The organism is Halalkalicoccus sp. CGA53 (assembly GCF_036429475.1).
Taxonomy (GTDB): domain Archaea; phylum Halobacteriota; class Halobacteria; order Halobacteriales; family Halalkalicoccaceae; genus Natronorarus; species Natronorarus salvus.
This window is the reverse complement of sequence record NZ_CP144125.1, coordinates 1219405-1245510: the sequence shown is the minus strand read 5'-3', so window position 1 is coordinate 1245510 and position 26106 is coordinate 1219405. Positions and strand designations below refer to the sequence as shown.

Genomic DNA, 26106 nt, shown 5'->3' with positions numbered 1-26106 from the left:
AGGGTCGGCCATGACAGAAACGGAGTTCGGATTCGCGGAGATCGAGGCGGCACTGGAGCGCCTCGACGACGAGAGCGTCGTCAAGCGGACGCCGGTCGAGGAGAGCACCTCGCTCTCGGCGATGGTCGGTGCCGACGTGTTCCTGAAGATGGAACACCTCCAGTGGACGGGCTCGTTCAAGACCCGCGGGGCGTACAACAAGATCAGGAAGTGTGAGGAAGAGGGCGGGGTCGAACGCGTCATCGCGGCGAGCGCGGGCAACCACGCCCAGGGTGTGGCACTCGCGGCGACGAAACGCGGCGTCGAGTCGACGATCGTGATGCCGAGAGCAGCCCCGCAGACGAAGATCGACGCCACCCGTGGCTACGGCGCGACGGTCGAACTCGAGGGGCGGGACTTTCAGGCGGCGATGGCCCACGCGAAGGGGCTCGCCGAGGAGGACGGGGAGGCGACCTTCGTCCACGCCTACGACGACCCGGCGATCGTCGCCGGGCAGGGAACGCTCGGCGTCGAGATGGCGGAGGACCTCCCCGAGGTCGACACGGTGATCGTCCCGATCGGCGGCGGCGGGCTCATCTCGGGGATCGCGACCGCGTTCGCCGAACTGAGCCCGGAGACCCGGATCGTGGGGGTGCAGGCCGAGGAGGCGGCGACGGTGCCCGAGAGCCTGAAGAAGGGCACGCCACAGACGCTCGACACGGTCGGGACGATCGCCGACGGCATCGCGACCGGCGGGGTCTCCGAACTCACCCTCTCGGTGATCAAGCGCCACGTCGACGAGGTGCTCACCGTGAGCGACGACGAGATCGCCCGGGCGATCCTGCTGTTGCTCGAACGGGCGAAACAGCTGGTCGAGGGTGCGGGTGCGGCGAGCGTCGCGGCGCTGCTCTCCGACGACCTCGACGTCTCGGGCGAGACGGTGATGCCGCTTCTCTGTGGTGGCAACCTCGACATGCCGATGCTCCAGACGGTGCTGATCCACGCGATGACCGACCGCGAGCAGCTACTCCACCTCCGGGTGAAGATCACCGACGCCCCCGGACGGATGGCCGACATCTCGGGGATCATCGCCGAGCACGACGCGAACATTCGCTGGGTGCGCCACGACCGGGCGGTCGAGGACCTCGCCGTCGGGGAGGCGTACCTCGTCTTCAGCGTGATCACGAGCGGGTCGGGCCACTCTCGGGAGATCACGCGCGCGATCGAGGATCAGGGCTACGAGGCGACGATCATCAACCGGCGGTGAGGGTAGCAGAACACTTTTGGGGGGACACAGAGAAGCTCTGGCATGGCGAACAGCGAGCCGCCGTCGATAGAGGAGCAGTCGCACCCGAACTACCCGAGCGTCGACCAGTCGGACCGGGTGCTGCCCAGGAACCTGCGCCAGTCCGGCGATCCGGGCATCGAGATGCTCGTCTCGACGCGGGTCCGGAAGTCGCCCTTCTTCCACAAGTCGTTCGTCGAGAACGGCGCGTGGCGTGCGACCGTCTACAACCGCGTCTACCACCCCCGCGGGATGCTGAAACCCGAGGAGGGCGGGATGATGGCCGAGTACGACGCGCTCGTCAACCACGTGACGATCTGGGACGTCGCCGTCGAGCGCCAGATCCGTGTGAAGGGGCCGGACGCGGAGGCGCTCACGGATTACGTCATCACGCGCGACGCGACCGCGATCGACGCGATGAAAGGCAAGTACGTCATCCTCTGTAACGAGGACGGCGGGATCCTGAACGACCCCGTCCTGCTCCGACCGGCCGAGGACGAGTTCTGGTTCTCGATCTCCGATTCGACGCTCATGCAGTGGCTCCAGGGTGTGAACGTCGGGATGGACTTCGACGTCGAGATCGACGAGATCGACGTCGCGCCGATGCAGATCCAGGGGCCGAAGTCGGTCGACGTGATGGTCGACGTGGTCGGCGAGGAGGTCGAGGAGATACCCTACTACGGGCTGATGGAGGCGGAGATCGACGGCGTCTCCTGTCTGGTGAGCCAGACGGGCTTCTCCGGCGAGAAGGGTTTCGAGATCTACGTCAGAGAGGCGAGTAAGAACGCCGAACGCGTCTGGGACCCGGTCCACGAGTCGGTCGTCGAGCACGGCGGGATGCAGGTCGCGCCCGCCCACCACCGCCGGATCGCCGCGGGCATCCTTTCGTGGGGCCAGGACATGGACCACGAGACCTCGCCGTTCCAGGTGAACCTCGGCTACCAGGTCCCCTCGAAAAAGGAGGGAGAGTACGTCGGCAAGGAGGAACTCGAACGCCAGCAGGAGCGGATCGAGGCGGGCGACTACCCGTTCAACCACAAGATGGTGGGGCTGAAGATGGCGGGCGAGCCGATCCGCGACTACGCGCCCGACTTCTGGCTCGTCTCCGACCCCGAGACGGGCGAGGAGTGTGGCTACGTCACCTCGCCGTGGTACAACCCCGAACTCGAGACGAACCTCGCGCTGGCGTTCGTCCCCGCGGAAAAACTCGAGGGCCTCGACGTCCCGCTCGACGACAGCGTCTACGACGTCGACGCGGACGTCGAGTTCGAGGTCCACCTCCCCGACGAGTACGCCGAGGAGCCGGGCGAGCCGGTCTACGCGACGGTCTCGAAGGTGCCGTTCAAGCCCTCGGTGAACCCGAGCGCGCGCGAGCAGGCGAAACTCCACGCACGCGAGGAGGCCGGCGAGTGAGCCGCGGTGGTGTCCGGGTCCGAGAGACCGAAGAGGGGGTAGCGCTCGCCCGCTCGCACCGACTCCCCGACACCGCCGCAGGAGGCTGACGGGATGGCACTCGGATCCGATTCGGCGATGGACGAGGGGGTCCCGATGCTGCTCACGGCGCCGCGCTTCGAGCTGATGCCGTTCGACAGTTTCGGCGAGCAGATGGACCACCTGCCGGACGGGGCGACGATCGCGATCACCACCTCGCCCACGCTCGGCCTCGACGCGACGCTCGAGTGGACCGTGAAGGGTGCGGCAGCGGGGTACGAGATCGTCCCGCACGTCGCCGCGCGCTACGTCAGAGATCGGGAGCACCTCGCTGAGATCGTCGAGCTGCTCGCGGAGGCCGGCGTCACGGACCTTTTCGTTCCCGGCGGTGACCGCGAGGAGCCCGTCGGCGAGTTCGAGTCGGCTTACGAGCTGCTCGTGGCGCTCGACGAGCTCGAGCACCCGTTCGAGGAGATCGGTATCACGGGCTATCCCGAGGGCCACGCGTTCCTCTCCGAGGAGACGCTCGCGGAGTCGATGGCGAAGAAGGAACCCCACGCGACGTACATCGTCACGCAGCTCTGTTACGATCCCGACGCGGTGATCGAGTGGGTCGGCGAGATCCGCGACCGAGGGATCGAGCTCCCGGTCGAGGTGGGCATTCCGGGCGTGCTGAGCTACCAGCGGCTCATCGGGATCTCCCAGAAGGTCGGCGTCGGCGACTCGATCGAGTTCCTGAAGAAGACGACCGGCGTGGTCGGCTTCGTCAAGCAGCTGATCGGCTCACGCGGCGTCTACACGCCCGACGAACTGATCGAGGGGCTCGCCCCGTACGTCAACGATCCGAGCTACGACATCCGGGGCGTCCACATCTACACCTTCAACCAGGTGCCGGACACCGAATCCTGGCGCGAGCGCGCGCTCGACGATCGGCTGTAGGGCGAGGTCCGGCGTCGTCTACGGGCGGCGACCACCGAACCACGGTCCGGCAGGCCGATCCCGCAGAGCGGCCACCGACGGGAGCGAGGGACGTCGCTGCACTCACCGCCGTGGGTCGACCCAGCGGTTGTAGTTCTCAGAGGGATCGTCGTAGCCACCCGGACCTCTCGGGCACACGTCTCATCGGTGTCGTTCGATTCGAATCGAGGAAGTACGAACTCCTACGATGATCCCTCTCAGTCCGTCGCCTCGTCGCCTCCCGGGACGAGACCGAGCTGTTGCATCGCCGCGATGTAGTCCGCCTGTCCGTGCTCCTCGGCGATGGTACCGTCGCGGACGCGGTAGACCGTCGTACCGGTGTAGTGAGCCGTCCTGCCGGAGTTCGCCGGGAGGGTGCCGACCGACAGCTCCCACGCGGGGCCGGTGTGCGTGCCCCCACCCTCCCAGCGGGCGACGACCCACTCGCCCTCGGCGATCGGTTCGTGAGTCAGTTCGAAGCCCCCGTCCGGAAAGAGCTCCGCGAACCCGACGATGCGCGCTTTCACCGCTTCGCGCCCACGGACCTCGCCGACGAGCGTGTAGTGAAACAGGATATCCTCCGCGGCGAGTTCGTCGACGATATCGGGGTTCAACTCGCCCCAGAACTCGGCGAACCAGCGATCGACGACCCGTTTCGGGTCGGCCTCCGATTCGGTGTCGTACGTCTCCGTCGTCGTGGATTTCCCCTCCGTGTGGTGTCCGCTCGTCTCGCGGACGAACGCGAGTACCTCCTCGACGAACCGCTCCGGGGCGGTCTGCATCGCCACGTGGTGATGGCCCTCGAAGGTGACGATCCGACTGTTCGCGAGCGCTCCGTGCACCACGGCCGTCGCATCCTGGTACGCCCGGGGGCTCTCCCCGCCGGACAACAGGAGGGTCGGTGTGGTCATCCCCGCGAACCGGGCGGGCCGGAGTTCGAGGTCCGCTATCGCCTGTTCCTCCCGGGGCAGGGTGTGCGCACCATCGACCCGGTCCCGCCAGCTCGGGTCCGATCGGAAGACGTCGATCTCCTCCGGCGTGAGACCCGCGATCACCCGGCAGAAGAGCAGGAGCGCCTCCTCGTTCTCCCCCTCCTCCAGGAGGTCGTTCAGTTCGGCGACGACCTCCGGAGGGGCGAGCTCGTGATCGCCGACGGCGATCCCCGGTTCGTAGAGCACGAGTCTGGCGATACCGTCGGTCAGAAGGGACGCCTCGAGTGCGATAGTCGCCCCGTAGGAGTGGCCGAGCAACGCGACCGGTTCGCCGACCGCCTCGACGACGCCCACTACGTCCGCTACCTCCTTCTCCAGCGAGTACTCGGGGCTATCGCCGCTCTCGCCCCGACCACGGCGGTCGAGGGCGTACACTGTCACGTGTTCCGCCAGCGCGGGGCGAACCCCGGCGATCTCCCATCGTCGGTGATCGCTCACCCCGCTGCCGTGGGCGAGGACGAGCGGCGGTCCCGTGCCGCTGGTCCAGTACACTATCTCGGTGCCGTCCGGCGAAACGACGGAGCCGCTCCGGTCCTCGGTCCTCCGTTTATCGCTGCTCATCGTGTCCGCCTCGTCCCGGGTCGATATCGAGGAACACGGCTCGCTCGTCTCCCTCCGTCCACGCGTCGTGTCCCGGCGCTATCACCGAGACGTCGCCCTCTCGAAGCGTTTCCCGGGTGCCGTCGTCCATCTCGACCGTCATCTCCCCGGAGAGCATGAACAGACGGTGTCGCTCCGGACAGCTCTCTGCTCCGATCACGGATCCGTAGTGGTCGGACCACACCCATCCCGGATCGACGGTAATCCGGTAGAACGTCACGCCGTCTAGCTCCGCTCCTTCGACTGTCGCCTTTTCGAACGTCTCGTCCATCGAGACGAGTGGCGTTGCCCGTATCGCGTTGCCGGCCGTCACGGATTCTCTCGCCATCGTAACGAGAGTCGAATAGGACGAACCAGCCATTGTAGGCATTTGGTGAAGTTTGTGCGGCCTCTGACCGAATCGCAGCGTGTGGGCGAACTGTTCATTGGTTTGGAATTTAGTCGCGGACGTGGCCGATTCGAGCGAATGCCCTGTAGAGAGAGGTCGCCATTCTGGGGTCGATATGTTCGTCGCGACGGAGCTGTCGTTCGCTCCTTTCGCTTTCTGTCGGGGATATCTACTCGCTGCGAGCGGATCTCCGGCGGCCGGCCGCGCCGCGTTGGCCCCGAAACCGGGGACTGGCGGGCCGTCGATATGGCGGAAGCTATTTGCGAATGTGATCGGAACGGTGTAGCACGTCATGTCATCCGAGACTAGCCCGCCAGCCGAGGCGGGAACCGTCGTCGTCGGCGCGGGGATCGTCGGCTGCAGCGCTGCGTACCACCTGACCGGGATGGGACGCGAGGACGTCGTCGTCGTCGACCGGGGGCCGCTGCCGACGACCGGCGGCTCCTCGACGCACGCGCCGGGGATCATGTTCCAAACCGCCGAGGAGAAGGTGCTCTCGAAGTTCGCCTGCTACAGTCGAGAGCTCTACTCCGGGCTGCGCGACGCCGAGGGGGGAGAGATCTACAACGAGGTCGGCGGCATCGAGGTCGGCCGAACGGACGAGCGGATGGAGTACCTCCAGCGCCGGGTCGAACACGCGAGCGCGTGGGGGGTACCGGACCCACAGCTGCTGACGCCGGAGGAGGTCACCGAACACCTCCCGCTCGTGAACCCCGACGTGATCCAGGGCGGCTACTACTCGCCGACGGACGGCCAGGCGTCGGGCGTGCGGGCGTGTGCGGCGCTCGCCCGCGAGGCGATGGACCGCGGGGCGACGTTCGTCCCACACACCCCCGTCGTAGACATCGAGACCGATAGCGACGGCGTGGCCGGCGTCGTGACCGAAAACGGCACCATCGCCTGCGAGGAGGTACTGATCGCGACGAACATCTGGGCGCGCCAGCTGGGCGACGCGGTGGGCGTCCACCTGCCGGTGACGCCGGTCGAACACCAGTACACGATGACCGAACCCCTCGAGGAACTCGCCGACGGCCAGGACGTCGCCTCGGATCCGGTCTACGCGAACTACCGCGAGGTCTCCGGCGAGAAGGCGGATCGACTGCTCACCGCGCCGGATCGACCGATCCTCCGCGACCAGGACCACGCGATGTACTTCCGGACCCACGGCGACTCCTACGGCATCGGCTCGTACAACCACGAGCCGATCGTCCCGGACCCGAGGGAACTCGGCGGGAACGACCCCGACGGTAACCAGGCCTCCGTACACGACTTCACCGAACGCCACCTCGACGAGGCGACCCATCCCGACCGACCGGACAAGGCTCCGAGAGCGGCGAGCGACGAACTGCTGCCCGCCACGAAGGGAAAGGAGCTCGAACACGCCTACAACGGGATGTTCGCGGAGTCACCGAACGGGTTACCCGTGATGGGCGAGGTCCAGGAGATCCCGGGGCTCTGGACCGCCGCGGCGATCTGGATCACCCACGCGGGCGGCGCAGGCCGGGCCATCGCGGAGTGGATGGAAGAGGGCGTCCCACGGCTCGACGACGGCCCGATCGACCTCGCTCACTGCGACGTCAACAGGTTCCAGCCCCACGAGGGGAGCTGGGAGTTCGCCCGCGACGTCGGTGGCGAGCAGTACCGCATCGTCTACAACGTCGTCCACCCGAAGTGGGTCTGGACGGACTTCCAGCGGAACATCCGCCGGAGCTCGGTCTATCACACCCTGAAGGAGCTCGACGCGGAGCTGTGGGCCGACGCGGGCTGGGAGGAGGCCCACTGGTTCGACTCGAACGAGGACCTCCTCGAACGATACGGCGAGCGGATTCCCGATCGCGAGGGCTGGGAGGGGCGGTACTACTCGCCGATCGAGGGGGCGGAGGCACTCCACGTCAGGAACGAGGTCGGCCTCCACGACATGACCTCGTTCAACAAGATGGAGGTGGCGGGCGCCGGTTCCGAGGAGTTCCTCCAGCACCTCTGTACGAACGACATGGAGATCGACGTCGGTCAGGTCCGTTACACGCTCATGTGCAACGAGGCGGGCGGGGTGCGCGCGGACATCACCGTCACGCGAACGGACGACGACCGGTACCTGATCCTGACGACGGGGCGGGAGGTCGGCCGGAACCACCTCGCGTGGATCAAGGAGCAGGCGCCCGAGGGCGTCTTCGTCCGGGACGTCACCTCGAACCTCGCCGCGTTCGTCCTCACGGGGCCGAACGCCCGGGACGTGCTCTCGGAGGTCACCGACGCGGACCTCTCGAACGAGGGCTTTCGGTACTTCACGAGCCAGGAGCTGTTCGTGAAGAACGTGCCCGTGCGGGCGCTTCGCGTCTCGTACCCCGGCGAGCTCGGTTGGGAGCTCTACACCCCGACCGAGTACGGAGAAACGCTCTGGGGGCACCTCTGGGAGGCGGGTCAGGACCACGACCTGCGGCCGTTCGGCAACGGCGCGCTGAACGCGCTGCGCATCGAGAAGGGCTTCCGGCTCTGGGGCGAGGACCTCCACACCGAGCACGACCCGTACGAGGCGGGCCTCGGCTTCGCGGTCGATCTCGACACGGAGTTCATCGGGAAGGAGGCCGTCGCCGCGGCGAGAGAGGACGACGACAGACGCCACGAGGTCGCGTGTCTCACGCTCGACGACGAGGATTCGGTGGTGTTCGCCCACCGGCCGGTACTGGATAGCGCGGGACGGAATCCCGCGGACAGTGCGGCTCCGCCGCACGATAGCGAGGACGTACTCGGCTACGTCCACAGCGCGGAGTACGGCTACGCCGTGGGTGCCTGCGTCGCTTACGCCTACCTCCCGCCGGAGTACGCGGAGCCGGGTACGCAGGTAGAGATCCTCTACGAGGGCGAGCGGTACGCCGCGACGGTGCGCGAAGAGCCACTGTACGACCCCGAGCGCGAGCGAGTGCTCGCGTAGTCGACCAACGAATACTTTCTTAACACGGGCGGGTGAATGGTGGACGTATGCCATCCGAGGACACGGAGCCGTCGGTACCGTCGGACTACGAGATCGCGAAGTCGGTAGAGCTGGAGCACATCACGGACGTCGTCGAGCCGTTCGGCCTCTCGGGGTCGGACCTCGAACTCTACGGCGATCACAAGGCGAAGCTCACGATGGACGCCGTCGAGCGGCTGAAAGCGGGTGGACGGGGCGACGGGAAGCTCGTGCTCGTGACGGGGATGACGCCCACGCCGATGGGCGAGGGCAAGACAGTGACGACGGTCGGACTGGGACAGGCGTTCAATCGGGTGGGGAGAGAGGCGATGATCGCGATCCGCGAGCCGTCTCTGGGGCCGGTCTTCGGGATCAAGGGCGGGGCCGCCGGCGGCGGCTACTCGCAAGTGCTCCCGATGGAGGACATCAACCTCCACTTCACGGGGGACATCCACGCGCTGACGGCGGCGCACAACCTGATCGCGGCGATGGTCGACGCCCACGTCTCGAAGGGCAACGAGTTAGAGATCGACACGAACGAGATCGTCTGGCCGCGGTCGATCGACATGAACGACCGGGCGCTGCGCGAGACGGTGCTCGGTCTCGGTGGGAGCGCCGGTGGGACGACGAGGGAGGGAGGGTTCGTCCTCACCGCCGCCTCGGAGCTGATGGCGGTGCTCGCGCTCGCCTCCGACCTCTCCGACCTGAAACAGCGCGTCGGCCGGATCGTCGTCGCCTACGACGAGGAGGGCGAGCCGGTGACCGCCGACGACGTCGAGGCGACCGGCGCGGTGACACTCCTGCTCCGGGACGCGCTCAAGCCGAACGTCGTCCAGACGATCGAGGGGACGCCCGCGCTGATCCACGCCGGCCCGTTCGCGAACATCGCCCACGGGACGAACTCGCTGATCGCCGACGAGGTCGCCTTCGGGATGGCCGACTGGCTCGTGACCGAGGCCGGCTTCGGCTCCGACCTCGGCGCGGAGAAGTTCCTCGACGTGGTGAGCCGGTTCGGTGACACGGTACCCGATGCCGTCGTCCTCGTCTGCTCGATCCGGGCGCTCAAGTACCACGGCCAGGAGATGTGGCCGCCGGACATGGACGCGCTCGAAGAGGAGGACGTCGAAGCCGTCGAGAAGGGTCTCGAGAACCTCGACAAACACGCCGACAACCTCGAATCCTACGGCTTACCGGTAGTCGTCGCGATCAACCGCTTCCCCCAGGACACCGACCGCGAGATCGAGACGGTCGTCGAACACTGTGCGGACCGCGGGATCAGGGCGGCGGAGTCGACCGTGTTCGCCGAGGGTGGCGAGGGCGGAACCGACCTCGCGGAGGCGGTCGTCGAAGCCACGGAGGACCACGACGAGGAGTTCGAGTTCCTCTACGACCTCGACGAGTCGATCGAGTCGAAGATCGAGACGATCGCGAGGGAGATCTACGGCGCCGACGGCGTCGAGTTCGAGGGAAGCGCGAGGAAGGACATCGACCGACTGGAGGCGATGGGGATGGACGAGATGCCGATCGTCGTCTCGAAGACGTTCCACTCGCTGAGTGACGACTCGAGCAAGAAAGGCGTCCCCGAGAACTGGACGCTCACGGTGCGCGAGATCTACCCCTCGGCGGGCGCCGGATTCCTCGTCGCGCTCACCGCGGACGTGCTGACGCTGCCGGGGCTGCCCGGTCGGCCCGCCGCCGCGGACATGGACATCGACGACGAGGGGACGATCTCCGGGCTGTTCTGAGAGTGATCGTCGTCGCCAACCGGACCTCGTAGGTCCACACGCCTTCGACGTCCTCCGATCCCTGATCGAGGAACGACGAACTCCGAGGATGATCCCTATGAGCGGGCGGCGTTCGGGTCGCCCGAAGAGGTAACACCTCGGGGGGCGTACCGTTCTCGAGAAACCGTGAGACGGACCACCGTGCGGACGGTCGCGACCGCGGGAGCGGTCCTCGCGCTCCTGGCCGCGCTCGCGATGCTCGCGAGCGGTGAGCTCCTGATCGCCGGGCTCTGTTGTCTGCTCCTGAGTCTGTCGCTTTACGTGCGCGAGACGAAGGGGTAGAGAAGTCAGTCGTCGGTCGGGGCGGCCCCCGGGCTGCGCTCGGGCCGCTCCTGGTCCTGGTACTGTCTGAGCTGTCGCTGGACGTCGTCGCGCTGGAGCAACCGGTGCTCCTTCGCGAGGCCCACCCAGAGCGTGTAACAGATCAACAGCAGGACGACCGCGAACGGGAGCCCGGTGACGATCGACGCGGTCTGGAGCGCGGTGAGCCCGCCGCCGATGAGCAACACGGCGGCGATGAGGCCCTCGAAGACGGCCCAGGAGACCCGCGTCGGGCGCGTCGCGTCGTCCTTGCCGCCCTCGCTGATGCTCCCCAGTACGAGCGAGCCGGAGTCCGAGGAGGTGACGAAGAAGGAGACCACCAGGACGATGGCGACCAGCGAGAGGAGGATCGCGAGCGGCAGCATCGCGAACAGTTCGAACATCGCGACCGCCGCGTCGGCCTGGACCGCCTCGATGATGCTCTGGTCGGTGAACAGCTCGAAGTGGAGCGCGGTGCCGCCGAACGCCGACATCCAGAAGAAGGAGAACAGCGCGGGCAGGAGCAGGACCGCGAGGACGAACTCGCGGATCGTCCGGCCCTTCGAGATACGGGCGATGAACATCCCGACGAACGGCGACCACGCGATCCACCAGCCCCAGTAGAAGATCGTCCAGCCGGCCTGCCAGCCCTCGCTGCCGCCCTCGTAGCTCGCGGTCCAGAACGCGAGCGTGGGCAGCGTCGCGACGTATGCCCCGAGCGTCTGGACGAACGTCTCGAAGATGAACACCGTCGGGCCGACCACGAGGATCGTCGCGAGCAGCGCGAGCATCAGGTAGACGTTGAGCTGGCTCAGCCGCTTGACCCCCTTGTCGAGGCCGGCCCAGACGGAGACGGTGGCCATCGCGGTGATGATCGCGATCAGGATCACCTGGACCGTGGTGCTGACGGGGACCGCCGAGCCGAGGAACTCGCCGGAGACGGCGTTGACCCCGGCGTTTACCTGCTGGGCGCCGAGGCCGAGCGAGGTCGCGAGGCCGAACGCCGTCGCGAAGATCGCGAGGATGTCGATGAGGTGGCCCGGCCAGCCGTAGATCCGCTCGCCCAGCAACGGCCAGAACAGCGACCGGAACGTCAACGGCAGTCCCCGGTTGTAGGCGTAGAAGGCGAGTCCGAGCGCGACGATGCCGTAGATCGCCCACGGGTGGATCCCCCAGTGGAAGAAGGTCGCGACCATCGATGTCTCGGCCGCCGCGGCCGTCTCCGCCTCGCCGTACGGCGGCGCGCTGTAGTGCCAGATCGGCTCGCCGACGCTCCAGAACATCAGCCCGATCCCCATCCCGGCGCTGAACAGCATCGCCAGCCAGGAGAAGTCGCTGAACTCCGTCTCCTGTGTCGGGCCGCCGATCCTGATCGAGCCGTACTTGCCGAGGCCGAAGTAGAGCACCACCGCGATGAAGACGTTCGCACAGAGGATGTAGAACCAGCCGAGGTAGTTCGCGATGGTGTCCTGGATCGACTGGAACGCCGCCCCCGCGGTCTCCTCCCCGACCCCCAGCGTCACAACGACGAACAACAGGATCACCCCGACGGCGACGCCGAAGACCACCGGCTGGACGTCGAAGCCGGCGAACTGGACGTTGTCCTCGCCGGGTTCCCTGTCGGTGTCGGCGTAGAAGACGTCCTGGTGGAAGCCGTCCGCGTCGGCGTCAGACATAGCTCGCCCTCCCGTTCGGTTCCGTTCCTGTCCCACTCCGTTCGTTCGATCGGTGTGTCATGTCCGTTCCCTCCTGTCGTGTCGGATCTCCCCTCGACGCAGCGGTGTCGCCCGCCGTCCGGGAGCCGCCGCGGCCGGTTCCCCCCGCCGAGTACCGCGAACCCCCCGACGATACGAGGGGTCTCCCCAGTCCACACTGGGTGTTAGCACGCACCTCAGTCATGCCATGGTCGGGGTTCACCCCAAATCGTTATAAAGTTTGCTCATCACTTTCATCGGGTCTCGACGCTGTACGGCGGCTTCGGAGGCCGAAACCGGTCTGACTGCCGAGCCGATACGTCTCTGGCGAAAATTTATTAAACGCCGAGGAGAACTGGCGGCCAGGGAGCGTGTCAGCAATGTACAAACGAATCCTGATACCCACCGACGGGGGGCGGAAATCGGAGAAGGCGGCCGACCACGGCATCGAGCTGGCGAAGGCACTCGACGCGTCGATCCACGCGCTCTACGTGATGGATCTCCCGGGCGCGCCGCGGACCCCGTACATCCACGGCGACGAGGAGGAGATGAAACGGGAGTACCGTGCGTACGGGGAGAAGGTCACCGGCGCGGTGCGTGAGAAGGCCGAGGCCGCCGGAGTCACCTGCGACACCGCGATCGTGTCCGGCACCGTCCACGAGGAGATCGTCACCTACGCCGACGACAAGGGGATCGACCTGATCGTGATGGTCGCCGGCTACCGCGGCCGGTTCGGCGGACTGGTCGGGTCGGTCACCGAGAAGGTCGTCCGGTCGTCGAACGTCCCGGTCACCGCCCTCCGGATGGGCGAGGTCAGACGGGAGTGACCGACGGGGGAGACGGGGTTCGGTGAGAGTCGAGTACGGGAGAGGGGATCGGTCGCCGTCACCATTTATATCCGACAGCGCCGTAGGTGTCTCACGGTGACGAACGACACGAGCGAGCGGTCCGACACCGCGCTCGAACGGGTGTTCTACCACACCGAGCGGGTCCCGTTCGTCTACTGGGAGGAGGTCACGGGGGCGAAGGCGACCGTGGCGTCGGTCGGCGTCCTCGCGGTACTCTCGTTCGTCACGGGGCTCTCGAACCTGAGCGAGCCGTCGCTGACGCTCGCCGGGCCGCTGGCGGACGTCGCCGACGCCGAGAGCTACGTCCGGTTCGCGAACGTCCTCTTCGCGTTCGTGCTCGTTCCCGTCCTCGCCGGACTCGGACGTCGAAAGCGGGTCGCGTGGTGGGTCGCGGTCGCCCTCGTGCCCCTTCAGGCGCTCGTCCCGCTCTCGACGGGCCAGACGACCGAGATCCCGCTCCTGGTCGTGCTCGCCGTGACCGTCGTGTTGCTCCTGATCAACCGGGGGGCCTTCGATCGGCGGGTCGAACTCTCCTCGCTCCAGATCGCCTCGCTCTCGTCGATCGTCGGCGTGGTCGCCTACGGCACCGTGGGCTCCTACGCGCTGCGAGAGCAGTTCGAGGGCCTCGAGACCTGGACCGACGCCGTCTACTACGTGATCGTCTCCATCGCGACCGTCGGCTACGGCGACATCGCACCGCTGTCCGCCGAGGCGCGCTGGTTCTCGCTCTCCATCATCCTCCTCGGAACGGGCGCGTTCACGGCGGCGATCGGCGCGCTCGTCATCCCGGCGATCGAATCTCGAATGGCCGCCGCTGTCGGACAAATGACACCATCGGAGCTCACACTGCTCGAGGACCACGTGCTCGTCCTCGGCTACAGCGAAATCACGGAACCGTTGCTCGAAGAACTCGGCGAGGAGACCGACATCGTGGTCGTGACGCCGGATGCGGACGTCGCGTCGGCGCTCGACGGCCGCGGCGTCAACGTCTTGACCGCGGACCCGACGACCGAGGAGGCGCTCGAGGACGCCCGGATCGACGACGCACGCGGCGTCGTCGTCGCGACGCTCGACGACGCACAGGACGTCCTCGCGGTGCTCGCCGCCCGGACGGCGAGCCCGGAGGTACGGATCGTGGCCGCGGCCGTCGGCACCAGTCACGTCGACAAACTCGAACGGGTGGGCGCCGACGACGTGATCAGCCTGATGGGCGTCGGCGGGCGCGTCATCGGACGGTCGGTGCTGTCCGGGACGCCGGCAGCCTCGGTGTTCGACGCCGACGACGACCCCTGAGCCGTCGGTACTGCTATGTGTCCCCGCTGTGAGGAGTTACCATGGGGCTCTACGGCACGAGCCGCGCCGAACGACTGCTCCAGAGGTTACTGATCCCCGTCTTCGTGCTCTCCGGGTCGGTCGTCGTCGCGGGCTTCTTCTTCCCCGAACTCGTGGGATCGGTCGTCACGGGGGTGGGCTGGCTCGTCGTCTCGCTGCTCTTTTTCGGCTCCGGCCTGACGTATCTCGCCGTCTTGCCGACCGCCGTGGACGAAGCGCCCGATCGGTTCGACCCGGGCGCGTTGCTCCTGGTGCGTCGGATCGGCCTCGGCGAGCCGGCTCGAACGTTCCTCTCCCGCCAGGATCCCGTGGTGTTCGGCGTTCCGATCGCGGTGTTCGGGCTCTTCTTCCTCTCACAGCTCCTCGTCCCCGAGACCGCTCTCGGCGCCGTCGAGACCCTCCGCTGGGTCGTCCTCTTCGACCTGGGTCCCCTGTTCGTCGCCACGGCGCTCGTCTCGGTCTGTTTCTGTCTCTGGCTGCTGGTCGGGCCGTGGGGTGGGATCAGACTCGGCGGGCCGGACACCGAGCCGACGTACACCTACCCGGTCTACTTCACGATGGTCTTCACCGCCGGCATCGCCGCGGGCATCGTCGTCTGGGGGCCCGCCGAGGCGCTCTTTCACTACGACCAGCCTCCGCCGCTGGCCGGCGTCGAGCCGCGATCGGAGGGGGCGATCGCCGCGGCGCTCGTCTACGCGCTCTTTCACTGGGGCTTCTCCGCCTGGAGCGCCTACGTCGTCGTCGGGGTTCCGATCGCCTACTACGTCTACGAACGGGGCGCGCCGCTTCGTGTCTCCTCGATCCTGACGCCGTTTCTCGGCGTCGAGAACCTCGACTCCGGCTGGTGCCGGCTCGTCGACCTGCTCGCGGTGCTCGCGACGATCGGCGGAATCGCCACCTCCGTCGCGCTCGTCTCCGGGCAGTTCCTCTCCGGGATCGACCACCAGTGGGCGGTGGGCGTCGACACGCTCGGCTCGCTGCTTTTCGTCGCCGGGCTGATCGCCATCGTCGTCGTCTCGGCACAGAGCGGCGTCCACCGCGGTATCCGGCGGATCGCCGACCTCAATATCGTCCTCTTCGGGCTGTTCGTGGCGCTGCTCGTCGCGGTCGGCCCCCGTTCGTTCGTCACCGAGCGGAGCGTGGACGCCCTCGGGGGCTACGCCGTCGGCTTCGTCCCGATGAGCCTCGCACTGGGCGGGGCCTGGACCGCCGAGTGGACCGTCTGGAACTGGGCGTGGTGGTTCTCGTGGGCGCCGTTCGCGGGGCTCTTCCTCGCCGCGCTCTCGCGCGGGCGACGGATCCGGACGGTCGTGTTCACCGGCTTCGTGGCCACCGCCGCCGCGACGATGGCCTGGGTCCTCCTGATGGGCGCGACCGCCCTCGAGGTCCAGCACACCGGACGTGCGGACGTACTGGGCGCGATCGAGGCGGCGGACGGCTCGGAGGCAGTCGCCGGCTTCCCGGTGTTCGAGGCGCTCGCGCTCGGGGACCTCCTCACCTTCCTCTTCCTCGCGCTCGTCCTGGTCTTCATGGTGAGTTCGGCGGACACCTCGACGCTCGTCGTCTCGGTGCTCGCGACGCGGCGCGAACGCGCGCCGACGACCGGCGCCATCGTCTTCTGGGGGGCGTTCCAGGGTGCGGTCGCGCTCTCGGTGGTGCTGACCGGAAGCGCCGAGGCGCTCCAGGCGGCCGCGGTGCTGACGGGCGGCCCGTTCGCGCTGGTGGCGCTGCTCGCACTGATCGGGGTGATCGGCTCGTTCCGGCGACACGAGGGAGGTCACCAGTCGCTGGTCGGAAAACTCCGTTCGGCCGTCCGCGAGCGGACGGAGGAGTGAGTCGGGGAGGGGGTCAGGGCAGGTCGACCTCGATCCCCTCCTGCAGGCCCGCGGCCTTCACCGTGTTGTAGAGCAGCATCGTGATCGTCATCGGCCCGACGCCGCCGGGGACGGGCGTGATCGCGCTCGCCTTCTCGCTCGCGCTCTCGAACTCGACGTCGCCGACGAGCTCGTAGCCCTTCTCGGTGTCCGCCTCCACGCGGTTGACCCCGACGTCGATCACGACGGTCCCCGGGGAGAGCATCGACCCGTCGATCATGCCGGGAACGCCGACGGCGGCGATCACGAGGTCGGCCTCACGGGTCTTCGCCGCGAGGTCGGCGGTGCGGGAGTGACAGACCGTCACCGTCGCGTTTCCACCGGGGCTCTTCTGGATCAGCAGGTTCGCCATCGGCTTGCCGACGATGTCGGATCGGCCGACGACCACCGCGTCTTTCCCCTCGGTGTCGAAGTCGATCGCCTCCAGCAACTTCTGGACCCCGTGGGGCGTACACGGCTTGAACCGAGCGTTCCCGGCGACCAGCCGACCGACGTTCTCCGGGTGAAAGGCGTCGACGTCCTTCCGGGGGTCGACCCGCGAGAGCACCTCCCCGGTACTGACCTGGTCGGGGACCGGCATCTGGACGAGGATGCCGTGGACTGACGGGTCCTCGTTCAGCTCGTCGATCTTCCCGTACAGCTCCTCCGCCGGGGCGTCGGCGTCGATCTCGTAGTGCGAGCCCTCGATGCCGAGTTCCTCGCAGGCGCGCTGTTTCATGTTCACGTACGTCTCGCTCGCCGGGTCGTCGCTCATCAGCACGGTGGCCAGTCCCGGGGTGACCCCCTCCGAGACGAGCGTGTCGATGCTTCCCTGTAGCTCTCCTCGAATCGTCTCCGCCACCTCGTTGCCGTCGATTGTCTCTGTCATGGCTCTCGTGAGTCTCCGTGGTTCGGTGGCCGAACCTGCGTCGCGGACGTATTTCAATGTGGGTGCCGTGGGTCCGGAGTTCGGCGTCCGCGACCCGACGCGGTCGTGTACGGACGGGGCTCCGCGTTCCCAGCCGGTGAGAACCGGGGCTACCTTTTTCTGGAGGGGTGGTGATCGTTCACACGATCGCAGAGTCATGACACCGATCGACACCCGGGAGAGCGGGGGGAGTGCCGGCAGATGAGCGGTCGGGAGCTCCCGACGCGGGCGGAGACTGTGATCGTCGGGGCAGGGATCGTCGGCAACAGCCTCGCCTACCACCTCGCGGCACAGGGGAGGGAGGGGATCGTGCTGATCGACAAGGGGCCGTTGCCGGATCCGGGCGGCTCGACCGGCCACGCATCGAACTTCATCTTCCCCGGCGAGCACTCGAAGGAGATGGCGCTGCTCACGAAGCACTCGCGCGAGCAGTACGTCGAGGCGGGGACGTTCACCGAGAGCGGCGGCATCGAGGTCGCCCGGACCACCGAACGGATCGACGAGTTCCACCGGCGCGCCCAGTCCGGGACGGCCTGGGGGATCGAGTCGGAGGTGATCCCGACCGAGGAGGTCACAGAGCGCGTCCCGTACATCAACGAAGAGCTCGTGAGAGGCGGGCTCTGGGAGCCGGGGGCGGGGGTCTGTGACCCGCTCCGTTTCGGTGCGATCAAGCGCGAGCAGGCGACCGAGATGGGCGCGCTCACGACGGTCCCGAACACGGAGGTGCTCGACGTCGAGGTCGAGCGAGGCGCGGTGAGCGCCGTCGTCACCGACCGCGGGCGGATCGAGACGGACGAACTCGTGATCGCGGCGGGGCTCTGGAGCCCGAAGCTGGCGACGATGGCCGGGACCGAAATCCCGCTCACGCCCGCGGTCCACCAGCTGATCAGCGTCGGGCCGATCCCGCTGTTCGAGGGGAGCGAGGGCGAGATCGACTACCCGATCGTCCGCGACTCGGACACCCAGATGTACGAGCGCCAGAGCGGCAGCGAGATGGAGATCGGCTCCTACGAGCACCGTCCGATCCTCTGGGACGTCGAGGAGGTCCTCGGGATCGACGAGGCGCCGCTCTCCCCGACGCAGCCGCCGCTGACCCAGGAGGCGTTCGACCCGTCGATGGAACACGCCCTGGAGATCATGCCGGAGGTGCTCGACGATCCCGGCGTCGGCATCCGGCACGCGATCGACGGGCTGCTCTCGGTCACGCCCGACGGCATGCCGCTGGTCGGGCCGCTCCGGGAGGTCGAGGGGCTCTGGTCGGTCGCGGCGATCTGGATCAAGGAGGCGCCGGCGTTCGCGGAGAACGTCGCGCAGTGGATGACCCGGGGCTATCCCGACGTCGACCTCCACGCCTCGAACGTCAACCGGTTCGACGAGTACGGCACCTCCCGCCGGTTCGTGAAGGAGCGTGCCCACGAGGGGTTCCAGAAGATCTACGGCATCGTCCACCCGGCCGAACAGTGGCAGTCCTCGCGGCCGCTCCGACAGAGCGGCTTCGCCGACCGGCAGGCCGACCTCGGCGCGCGCTTCTTCGAGAGCGCCGGCTGGGAGCGCCCGCAGTGGTTCGAGTCGAACGAGGACCTGCTCGAGGTCTACGAACAGGAAATCGAGCCGCTCGGGCGGCCGAACGAGTGGGACGCGCGCTGGTGGTCGCCTATCGTCCTCGGCGAGCACTGCCACCTCCGCGAGTACGTCGGGCTGGTCGGGGACATGGGCTTCACGATCTTCGACGTCGAGGGAAGTGACGCCGTCGACTACCTCGAACGGCTGGCGGTCGCGCGGGTCGACGTCCCGGTCGGGAAGTCGATCTACACGCCGATCCTCGACCACAACGGGGGCTTTCGGTCGGACCTGACGATGGCCCGGCTCGGCGAGGAGCGCTACCGGGTGATCACCGGCGGCGGGATGGGTGGTGCGGACAGACAGTGGTTCGAGAGCAACGTCGGCGCGGACGAGGACGTGCGGCTGATCGAGAGGACCTCGGCGCTCGCGACGCTCGGGCTGTGGGGACCGAAAGCGAGGGACGTGCTCGCCCCGCTCGCAGAGGAGGACGTCTCGAACGAGGCATTCCCCGCGTACACGGCACGGGAGCTCACCGTCGGCGAGGTCGACGTCTGGGCGCTCCGGATCTCCTACGTCGGCGAACTCGGCTGGGAGCTCTACGCGCCGATGGAGAAGGCCGGCCGGCTCTGGGACCTGCTCTGGGAGGCGGACCAGGACCACGACGTTCGGCCGGTCGGCATGGGCGTCTACGGGACGACCGGCCGAATGGAGAAGGGCTACCGGCTCTACGGTCACGAACTCGAACTCGAGTACGACCCGGCCGAGGCCGGTCTCACCTTCCACGGCGTGAAGGAGGCCGACTTCGTCGGCAAGGACGCCTACGCCGAGGCGATCGAGTCGGAGAACGTCGCGACGCTCTGTACGCTCTCGGCCGACGATCACACCTCGGCCGACGGCGAACCCCGGTTCATGCTCGGCGGCGAGCCGATCCTCTCGACGGAGGGGGAGGTGCTCGTGGACAGCGAGGGCAGGCGCTCGTACGTCACGAGCGCGGGGAGCGCCCCCTCGCTCGGGAAACACCTGCTGATGGCCTACCTCCCCCGCGAGGAGGCCGAGGAGGGGAGATCGCTCCAGGTGGAGTACATGGGCGATCGGTACCCGATCACGGTCGAGCGGGTCGGGAACGAGCCGTTGTTCGATCCGGGAAACGAACGGATCTTCCAGTAACGCGACCCGGGGCCTCGGCTCCCGGCGATCCACACGAACACGAACGAAACCATGGAAACCCTAGTCTGTATCAAGCGCGTACCGGATACCGGCGCGAGGATCGTACTGACCGACGACAGGAGCGCGGTCGACGCCACGGGCATCGGCTACACGATCAGCCCGCACGAGGAGTGTGCCGTCGAGGCGGCGATCGCCCTGGCCGACGACCACGGCGGCACCTCGACGGCGCTGACGCTCGGCGCGCCCGAGGCGGAAGAACAGCTCAGGACGGCGGTCGCGATGGGCGTCGACCGGGCGACGCTGCTCGAGACCCACGGGGAGTGGGGACCGATCGCGACGGCAGGGGCGATCGCGGCGGCGGTCCGCGAGCGAGGCGACCCCCCCGACCTGTTGCTGTTCGGGAACGAGTCGGCGGACGCAGGGCACCACCAGGTGCCGATCCGCGTCGCGGCGGTGCTGGACCTGCCCGCGGTCACGGGCGTCAAGGGCCTCGACGTCGAGGGCGAGCGGCTGGTCGCGACGCGCGATGCCCCGGGCGGAGAGGAGGTCTTCGAGGTCGATCTCCCCGCCGTCCTGAGCGTGAAGGAGGGGCTGAACACGCCACGGTACCCCTCCATGCGGAGCCGGATGCAGGCCCGACGGACGGAGATCGACCGGAGCGAGCCCGAGGCGGGTGAGGAGCCCGACGTCGAGACGGTCGAACTCGAGGTGCCCGAGCGGGAGGAGAGCCCCGCCGAGGTGCTCGGCGAGGATGCTTCGGCCGCGAGCGACGTGGTCAGGGTGTTCCGGGAGCTGGAGGTGATCTGAGATGGTGCTCGCGCTCGTCGAAGTCGGAGAGGGTGCGGTCGAGGAGGTCTCGCTCGAGACGCTCACGCTCGCCCGGAGCGTGGCGGAGGCGGAGGGAGAGCCGCTCGAGGCGGTCGCCTTCGCAGACGGGGCGTCGGAGCTCGTCGACGAGCTCGGCGGGTTCGGGGTTTCCGCGCTCCACGTCGTCGACCACGACCTCCTCGACTCGTACGCTCCGGACGCGTGGGCCGAGAGCCTCCGGGAACTGATCGACGACCGGTCGCCCGCCGCGGTGCTCGCCCCGGGAACCGACCGGGGCATGGAGGTGCTCGTGCGGCTCGCAGCGCGTCTCGGGCTCCCGATGGCGGCGAGCTGTACCGCCGTCGAGGTCGGCGACGTCTACGAGGTCAGGCGACAGCGCTGGGGCGGCAGCCTGATCGAACACGCCACCCTCGACGCGCCGACGGCACTGCTGTCCGTCGCTCCCCACGAGGTGGCTGCCGAGCCGGCTCCGGTCGAGGAGACGACCGTCGAGCGGTTCACCCCCGAGCTCGACGAGGGGGACGTCGAGGTGCGCGTCGTCCGACGGAAGGAGTCGGACGCGGAGGGCGTCCCGCTGCCGGAGGCTCGGGTCGTCGTCGGCGGTGGCCGCGGCGTCGGTGGCGCCGAGGGGTTCGATCAGCTCGAGGAGCTCGCGGAGCTGCTCGGCGGGACCGTCGGCGCCTCGCGGGCAGCCGTCAACGAGGGCTGGCGGCCCCACGACGACCAAATCGGCCAGACCGGCGCGAAGATCTCGCCGGAGCTCTACGTCGCGGCAGGCATCAGCGGGGCAGTCCAGCACTGGGTCGGCTGCAAGGGCGCGGACCACGTGCTCGCGATCAACACCGACCCCGAGGCGGCGATCGTCCGGAAGGCCGACTGGGCCGTTCTCGCCGACCTCCACGAAGTCGTCCCGGCGATCGTCGAGGAGCTCCGGGCAGAGAGGGGCGGCTGACGGGATCTCTCGGCGTCGAGGGCCCGGGCTCGTCGCCGATCGTCGTCGATCGGGAGCCTATTCGGAAGAACTATTTACCCGGACTTCGGACCGCAGGTATGGGACGGCTCGAGGGGGTGAGCGCCGAGGAACTCAGGACGGCGCTCGGCGCCGTCGAGGGGAAGAAGCCCGCGATGCGGCTGCTCGCGGCGATCGCGTACAAACACGGCGTCACGCAGACCGAACTCGCCGAGTGGTACGGCGTCGAGCGGAAGACGATCTACAACTGGCTCACCCGGATCGAGGAACGGACGATCGAGCGAGCGGTGGTCGACGAGAAACGACCGGGTCGGCCGCCGAAGCTCGGAGAGGGGGAACGCTCGACGCTCCGGGCGGACCTCCGACGCCCGCCCACGGACGCCGGCTACGAGGAGGGGCGGTGGACCCCGGCCCTGGTGGGGGCACACGTCGAGTCGTGTTTCGGCGTCGAGTACTCCGAATCGAGCTGTCGTCGGCTGCTGAACGAGCTCGGACGGGAGTAACTACTTTCGGTGTCGGAGTCGTCCACCGAAAGCACGAAGCCGGTCGCGGCGGTAGCCGGAAACGTGATCTCGCTCTCTCGGTCCCGGGGCGATCGGAGGACGGTAGAGCGCCTGCTCTCGGAGGCGGGCCTTCCCACCGAGGACCTCGACGGGGGCGTCGAGACGTTCGTCGCCGAGCGCGACGGGGAGGTCGTCGGCTGTGGCGGCCTCGAACGCCGCGGTACGGGCGTGCTCGTTCGATCGGTCGCGGTCGCCCCCGAGGCGAGGGGCGAGGGCAACGGGACGGCGATCTGCCGGGCGCTGTTCGGCGAGGCAGCCCGCGGCGGTGCGGAGGAGCTCTTCCTGCTGACGACCGACGCTGCGGGCTTCTTCGAGCGACTCGGCTTCGAGCGGGTCGACCGCGAGTCGGTCCCGAAGGGGATCGGGGAGACGCGCCAGTTCGCGTCGCTCTGTCCCGAGAGCGCGACGTGTATGCACCGGGGGGTGGACGAGATCGACCGCCTTCGCGGCGACCCGGGGGTCCTGTCCCACCGGGAGCGGATCGACCTCGATCCGGCTGAGTTCGCGGACGTCGACCAGGCGGTCGAGTCGGGCGTCGACCGGTGGGTCGGGGGGCTCGTCCGGTCCTCCGACGGGGCGACCCTCCTGGTGCGAAACGGCTGGAGCGACGGCTGGGTGATCCCCGGCGGGAAGGTCGAGACGGGCGAGTCGCTCCGGGAGGCGGTCGATCGCGAGGTCCGCGAGGAGACCGGCGTCTCGGTGGGGGAGCCAGAGCCGGTCGCGCTCGTCGAGCAGACGTTCACGGACGGCGAGCGCGAGGTGGAGGGCTGGTTCGTCGTCTTCGCCGCGGAGGCGAGAAGCGAGTCGCTCGCGGTCGAGCCAGGTATAGGAGACGAGACGATCCACGAGGTGCGGTGGTTCGACCAGCTCCCCGAGGAGCTCGAACACCGGTCGGTGATCGAACGGGCGCTACCGGCGACCCTGTAGCCCGACCAACACCCCTAAGAACGCCCCCGAAGTCGGGTCCGTATGGAGTACCACGAGGCCGTGGCCTTCCTCTACGACCTGCGTCGGTTCAGGCCGAAGCCGGGGACGGAGTCGACCGCCGACCTGCTCTCCTCGCTCGGCGACCCCCAGGAGGGGCTCACGTTCGTCCAGGTGGCGGGCTCGAACGGGAAGGGGAGCACGGCCCGGATGACCGAGTCGATCCTCCGGGAGGCGGGGCTCAGGACCGGGCTCTACACGTCGCCGCACTTCGAGGACCTCGGCGAGCGGATCACGGTCGACGGCCGGCGGATCACCGAACGCGCGGTCTGCGAGTTCGCGGAGGCGATCCGCCCGCGGGTGATCGAACGCGCCGCCGAGGGGGAGGCGCCCACGTTCTTCGAGGTGGTGACGGCGATGGGGCTCTGGGAGTTCGGCCGCCAGGGGGTCGACGTCGCGGTCCTCGAGGTCGGGATCGGGGGACGACTCGACGCGACGAGCGTTGTCGATCCCGTCGCGAGCGCGGTGACGAACGTCACGCTCGAACACGCGGGGATCATCGGCGACACCGTCGAGGAGATCGCTCGCGACAAGGCTCACGTCGCACCCGAGAAGCGCCCGCTCGTGACCGCGGCGACGGGGGAGGCGCTCTCGGCGGTCGGAGAGCAGGCGGGCGACGTACTCACGGTCGGGGAGTCGGGAACGGATGTCGTCGCGACCTACGGCGGGAAGGTGAACCACACGGAGTCCGAGATATCGCTCTCGGGACCGGGCTTCGAGTGCGAGACGCGGGTGCCGCTACTGGGTGCCTACCAGGCGGAGAACGCGGGCGTCGCCGCCGCGCTCGCGACGCAGGTCGCGGAGGTCGGCGAAGAGGAACTGGCCAGGGGGCTCCGCTCGGCACACTGGCCGGGTCGGTTCGAGGTGGTGGGCAGGGAGCCACTAGCCGTCCTCGACGGGGCACACAACCCGGGTGCCTGTGAGACGCTCTCGGGACTGCTCTCGGAGTTCGAGTTCGACGAGCTCCACCTCGTCGTCGGCGTGATGCACGAGAAGGACCACCGCGGAATGGCCGAGGCGATGCCGACGGCCGACCACGTGATCACCTGCGCGCCCGACGTCGACCGGGGGGAGGATCCGGCGGTGCTCGCGAGCGTCTTCGGGGAGGTCACCGGCGACGTCGAGACGGCACCGTCGGTCGCGGAGGCGATCTCCCGCGCGTTCGACGCCGCGAGCGAGGACGACTGCGTGTTGGTCGCGGGATCGCTGTACGTCGTCGGCGAAGCGCGGGCCACCTGGTCACGTCGCGGGGTCCCGAAACGGGTGGACAGTGTCGGTGAGATGCGTGCGACGGCGACGGACGCTCACGCCCCGATCGACGACCGGACGGCACGGTCAGGCGTTCAGCGGACGGTGAAGGTCAGAGCCGGACGGGCCGTGGCGCAGCGGCTCTCGGAGCTCGTGGCCACCGCCGGCGGGAGCGCCGCCCGGTCGGCGTACGGCGACCGCGAGGGGATCGACCCCGAACTCGTGCTCTCGGGGACGCTCGCGGAGTTCGACCTGCTGCTCAAGCGGGCGAACGAGGATCCCGGGGTGCCGCGAACCGTCGTCGACCGGATCCGTGCGGGCGTCGGCCTCGACGGCAATCGGCCTCGGGCGGTGTCCGACTACCCCTGGGAAGCGGGGACGACGGTGATGGGTATCCTCAACGTCACGCCCGACAGCTTCTACGACGGCGGCCGCTACGAGGCGGTCGAGGACGCGGTCGCGCGGGCGGAGACGATGGTCGCGGCGGGCGCGGGAATCGTCGACGTCGGCGGCGAGAGCACCCGCCCCGGAGCGGAGCCGGTGTCCGTCGAGGAGGAGATCGAACGCGTGGTGCCGGTGATCGAACGACTCTCGGACCTCGACGTGACCGTCTCGGTCGACACGCGGAAGGCCGCCGTCGGGCGGGCGGCGCTGGAGGCGGGCGCCGACGTGCTCAACGACGTGAGCGGGCTCTCCGATCCCGAGATGCGGTTTCTCGCCGCGGAGTTCCGGGTCCCCCTCGTGGTGATGCACAGCATCGACGCACCCGTCGTGAGCGGGAAGGAGACCGAGTACGACGACGTCGTCGAGGACGTACTTCGGGAGCTCGACGAGCGGGTGTTGCTCGCGGAGAAGGCGGGGGTCGACCGCTCGGACGTGATCGTCGATCCGGGCCTCGGCTTCGGAAAGGCCGCCGGGGAGAGTTTCGAGTTGCTCTCGCGGCTCGCGGAGTTCCGGGCGCTTGGCTGTCCGGTCATGGTCGGCCACTCCCGAAAGTCGATGTTCGACACCGTCGCGGACGAGGCGGAGGAACGACTCGCCCCGACGGTGGTGGCGACCGCGCTGGCGGCGGAACGGGGCGCTGACATCGTCCGCGTGCACGACGTGGCGGAGAACGTCGCCGCGATCGGTGTCACCGAGGCTATGGAGGACGGCGATCGCTGACCGCGAGCAGCGAGTGCGATCGGTTTCGGGCTACCTCTGTATCGCAGGGGTTCGAACAGCTGATACTCGAAGAGCTGCGGTAGAACGTACTCGACTCGCGCTACTGCTACTCGTTCCCCTAGCCGATCCCGGGGCGATGCCCCGGCTTCCGACTGATTCGTGGGATCAAAACGTTATTAGTTATATTCGTTCCCACAAGGAGCTCCGAAACAGTTCGACTACGATCAATCTTTTGCTAGCGAACTCCGCTCAAGGTTCGATTCGACGGATCGGTGCACTAGAGATCCGAAAGTACGAA

General features: G+C 68.3%; 19 protein-coding genes. 15 read left to right on the top strand and 4 right to left on the bottom strand.

From position 1 onward, the window contains the following. Positions 1 to 10 precede the first annotated feature (10 nt). The 3 genes from ilvA to V2L32_RS07730 all read left to right on the top strand — a co-directional run bounded on the left by ilvA (position 11) and on the right by V2L32_RS07730 (position 3634). A complete protein-coding gene (gene ilvA, locus V2L32_RS07740) occupies positions 11 to 1246 on the top strand; it encodes a threonine ammonia-lyase (protein WP_331235908.1) in 1236 nt (411 codons plus the stop codon). Between the two features lie 42 nt (positions 1247 to 1288). Further along, the gene (locus tag V2L32_RS07735) at positions 1289 to 2677 is read left to right on the top strand and encodes an aminomethyltransferase family protein (RefSeq protein WP_331235907.1); all 1389 of its coding nucleotides are present in this window, start codon (positions 1289 to 1291) and stop codon (positions 2675 to 2677) included. Positions 2678 to 2770: 93 nt separating this feature from the next. Continuing rightward, positions 2771 to 3634, top strand: a complete 864-nt coding sequence (locus V2L32_RS07730) for a methylenetetrahydrofolate reductase (RefSeq protein WP_331235906.1) — start codon at positions 2771 to 2773, stop codon at positions 3632 to 3634. A gap of 236 nt (positions 3635 to 3870) precedes the next feature. Here V2L32_RS07730 and V2L32_RS07725 read toward each other — a convergent pair whose 3' ends face one another. Together V2L32_RS07725 and V2L32_RS07720 are read right to left on the bottom strand one after the other, a co-directional pair. Further along, entirely contained in the window at positions 3871 to 5205 is a 1335-nt protein-coding gene (locus V2L32_RS07725; RefSeq protein WP_331235905.1) for an alpha/beta fold hydrolase, read from the bottom strand. Continuing rightward, positions 5192 to 5572 (bottom strand): cupin domain-containing protein, encoded by a 381-nt coding sequence (locus V2L32_RS07720; RefSeq protein WP_331235904.1) that lies wholly within the window; start codon positions 5570 to 5572, stop codon positions 5192 to 5194. The genes V2L32_RS07725 and V2L32_RS07720 overlap by 14 nt, the downstream gene beginning before the upstream one ends. A gap of 352 nt (positions 5573 to 5924) precedes the next feature. On the opposite strand from V2L32_RS07720, the gene V2L32_RS07715 reads away from it, so the two are divergent. The 3 genes from V2L32_RS07715 (at position 5925) to V2L32_RS07705 (ending at position 10648) form a co-directional block, all read left to right on the top strand. After that, entirely contained in the window at positions 5925 to 8564 is a 2640-nt protein-coding gene (locus V2L32_RS07715; RefSeq protein ID WP_331235903.1) for a GcvT family protein, read from the top strand. A gap of 47 nt (positions 8565 to 8611) precedes the next feature. Then, positions 8612 to 10327, top strand: a complete 1716-nt coding sequence (locus tag V2L32_RS07710; RefSeq protein ID WP_331235902.1) for a formate--tetrahydrofolate ligase — start codon at positions 8612 to 8614, stop codon at positions 10325 to 10327. A 165-nt stretch (positions 10328 to 10492) separates the two neighbouring features. Further along, the gene (locus V2L32_RS07705; protein ID WP_331235901.1) at positions 10493 to 10648 is read left to right on the top strand and encodes a hypothetical protein; all 156 of its coding nucleotides are present in this window, start codon (positions 10493 to 10495) and stop codon (positions 10646 to 10648) included. 5 nt (positions 10649 to 10653) lie between these two features. Here V2L32_RS07705 and V2L32_RS07700 read toward each other — a convergent pair whose 3' ends face one another. After that, positions 10654 to 12342: a BCCT family transporter gene (locus tag V2L32_RS07700; RefSeq protein WP_331235900.1), complete on the bottom strand. Its 1689-nt coding sequence runs from the start codon at positions 12340 to 12342 to the stop codon at positions 10654 to 10656. Between the two features lie 398 nt (positions 12343 to 12740). On the opposite strand from V2L32_RS07700, the gene V2L32_RS07695 reads away from it, so the two are divergent. From V2L32_RS07695 to V2L32_RS07685, 3 genes are all read left to right on the top strand, one after another. Further along, entirely contained in the window at positions 12741 to 13187 is a 447-nt protein-coding gene (locus V2L32_RS07695; protein ID WP_331235899.1) for a universal stress protein, read from the top strand. 96 nt (positions 13188 to 13283) lie between these two features. After that, a complete protein-coding gene (locus V2L32_RS07690) occupies positions 13284 to 14501 on the top strand; it encodes an NAD-binding protein (protein ID WP_331235898.1) in 1218 nt (405 codons plus the stop codon). 41 nt (positions 14502 to 14542) lie between these two features. Then, positions 14543 to 16375, top strand: coding sequence for a BCCT family transporter (locus V2L32_RS07685; RefSeq protein WP_331235897.1), 1833 nt, complete (start codon positions 14543 to 14545; stop codon positions 16373 to 16375). Positions 16376 to 16388: 13 nt separating this feature from the next. Here V2L32_RS07685 and V2L32_RS07680 read toward each other — a convergent pair whose 3' ends face one another. Next, on the bottom strand, positions 16389 to 17282 hold the full coding sequence (locus V2L32_RS07680; protein WP_331235896.1) for a bifunctional methylenetetrahydrofolate dehydrogenase/methenyltetrahydrofolate cyclohydrolase: 894 nt from the start codon (positions 17280 to 17282) through the stop codon (positions 16389 to 16391). Between the two features lie 240 nt (positions 17283 to 17522). On the opposite strand from V2L32_RS07680, the gene V2L32_RS07675 reads away from it, so the two are divergent. The 6 genes from V2L32_RS07675 to folP all read left to right on the top strand — a co-directional run bounded on the left by V2L32_RS07675 (position 17523) and on the right by folP (position 25808). Further along, complete coding sequence (locus tag V2L32_RS07675) at positions 17523 to 20051, top strand: GcvT family protein (protein ID WP_331235895.1); 2529 nt, start codon at positions 17523 to 17525, stop codon at positions 20049 to 20051. Between the two features lie 51 nt (positions 20052 to 20102). Beyond that, on the top strand, positions 20103 to 20858 hold the full coding sequence (locus tag V2L32_RS07670; protein ID WP_331235894.1) for an electron transfer flavoprotein subunit beta/FixA family protein: 756 nt from the start codon (positions 20103 to 20105) through the stop codon (positions 20856 to 20858). A gap of 1 nt (position 20859) precedes the next feature. Continuing rightward, entirely contained in the window at positions 20860 to 21831 is a 972-nt protein-coding gene (locus V2L32_RS07665; protein ID WP_331235893.1) for an electron transfer flavoprotein subunit alpha/FixB family protein, read from the top strand. A 98-nt stretch (positions 21832 to 21929) separates the two neighbouring features. After that, positions 21930 to 22352, top strand: coding sequence for a helix-turn-helix domain-containing protein (locus tag V2L32_RS07660; protein ID WP_331235892.1), 423 nt, complete (start codon positions 21930 to 21932; stop codon positions 22350 to 22352). Between the two features lie 63 nt (positions 22353 to 22415). Next, positions 22416 to 23339 carry an arsenic resistance N-acetyltransferase ArsN2 gene (gene arsN2 / locus V2L32_RS07655; RefSeq protein WP_331235891.1) on the top strand — a complete coding sequence of 308 codons (924 nt, stop codon included), beginning with the start codon at positions 22416 to 22418 and terminating at the stop codon, positions 23337 to 23339. 42 nt (positions 23340 to 23381) lie between these two features. Next, complete coding sequence (folP, locus tag V2L32_RS07650; protein WP_331235890.1) at positions 23382 to 25808, top strand: dihydropteroate synthase; 2427 nt, start codon at positions 23382 to 23384, stop codon at positions 25806 to 25808. Positions 25809 to 26106 lie beyond the last annotated feature (298 nt).

Excerpts from the sequence above, each read along its gene's own strand:
- V2L32_RS07695 (WP_331235899.1), top strand. The coding sequence starts at position 12,741 with ATGTACAAACGAATCCTGATACCCACCGACGGGGGGCGGAAATCGGAG.
- V2L32_RS07660 (WP_331235892.1), top strand. The coding sequence starts at position 21,930 with ATGGGACGGCTCGAGGGGGTGAGCGCCGAGGAACTCAGGACGGCGCTC.
- V2L32_RS07670 (WP_331235894.1), top strand. The coding sequence starts at position 20,103 with ATGGAAACCCTAGTCTGTATCAAGCGCGTACCGGATACCGGCGCGAGG.
- ilvA (WP_331235908.1), top strand. The coding sequence starts at position 11 with ATGACAGAAACGGAGTTCGGATTCGCGGAGATCGAGGCGGCACTGGAG.
- V2L32_RS07735 (WP_331235907.1), top strand. The coding sequence starts at position 1,289 with ATGGCGAACAGCGAGCCGCCGTCGATAGAGGAGCAGTCGCACCCGAAC.
- V2L32_RS07675 (WP_331235895.1), top strand. The coding sequence starts at position 17,523 with ATGAGCGGTCGGGAGCTCCCGACGCGGGCGGAGACTGTGATCGTCGGG.
- V2L32_RS07730 (WP_331235906.1), top strand. The coding sequence starts at position 2,771 with ATGGCACTCGGATCCGATTCGGCGATGGACGAGGGGGTCCCGATGCTG.
- V2L32_RS07710 (WP_331235902.1), top strand. The coding sequence starts at position 8,612 with ATGCCATCCGAGGACACGGAGCCGTCGGTACCGTCGGACTACGAGATC.
- folP (WP_331235890.1), top strand. The coding sequence starts at position 23,382 with ATGGAGTACCACGAGGCCGTGGCCTTCCTCTACGACCTGCGTCGGTTC.
- V2L32_RS07700 (WP_331235900.1), bottom strand. The coding sequence starts at position 12,342 with ATGTCTGACGCCGACGCGGACGGCTTCCACCAGGACGTCTTCTACGCC.
- V2L32_RS07665 (WP_331235893.1), top strand. The coding sequence starts at position 20,860 with ATGGTGCTCGCGCTCGTCGAAGTCGGAGAGGGTGCGGTCGAGGAGGTC.
- V2L32_RS07725 (WP_331235905.1), bottom strand. The coding sequence starts at position 5,205 with ATGAGCAGCGATAAACGGAGGACCGAGGACCGGAGCGGCTCCGTCGTT.
- V2L32_RS07680 (WP_331235896.1), bottom strand. The coding sequence starts at position 17,282 with ATGACAGAGACAATCGACGGCAACGAGGTGGCGGAGACGATTCGAGGA.
- V2L32_RS07720 (WP_331235904.1), bottom strand. The coding sequence starts at position 5,572 with ATGGCGAGAGAATCCGTGACGGCCGGCAACGCGATACGGGCAACGCCA.
- V2L32_RS07685 (WP_331235897.1), top strand. The coding sequence starts at position 14,543 with ATGGGGCTCTACGGCACGAGCCGCGCCGAACGACTGCTCCAGAGGTTA.
- V2L32_RS07715 (WP_331235903.1), top strand. The coding sequence starts at position 5,925 with ATGTCATCCGAGACTAGCCCGCCAGCCGAGGCGGGAACCGTCGTCGTC.